This window comes from Paraburkholderia sp. SIMBA_027, assembly GCF_046535315.1.
Taxonomy (GTDB): domain Bacteria; phylum Pseudomonadota; class Gammaproteobacteria; order Burkholderiales; family Burkholderiaceae; genus Paraburkholderia; species Paraburkholderia tropica.
In genome coordinates this window covers 1-273 of sequence record NZ_JAWRWY010000554.1, presented here as the reverse complement: position 1 = coordinate 273, position 273 = coordinate 1, and the positions used below count along the sequence as shown (strand labels likewise).

Here is a 273-nt window from a genome sequence, read left to right as displayed (position 1 = left end):
CCCTGCCACAATGTTCAGCCCTATCGTTGGAGCGGACATCACTGGGACCGGAAGCCTGGAACTGCCGCTGCGCCCGGATTTCGAACATGCAATCTTGATTCTGGACGGCAGCGCAGTGATCGACGGCGTCGACGTCCAACCAGGCCCCTTGGCCTATCTCGGCGCAGGCCGTTCCAACCTCCGGCTGGAGGTTGCTGCGGAGACCCGCTTCATGCTGCTCGGGGGCGAGCCGTTCGGCGAAGACCTCCTCATGTGGTGGAACTTCGTGGGGCG

1 protein-coding gene is annotated in these 273 nt (G+C 63.7%); it reads left to right on the top strand.

Features of this window, described 5'->3' with window-relative positions; translation table 11 throughout:
- The coding region (locus SB764_RS40230; RefSeq protein ID WP_410866785.1) for a pirin-like C-terminal cupin domain-containing protein at positions 1-273 on the top strand (273 nt) is incomplete at both ends.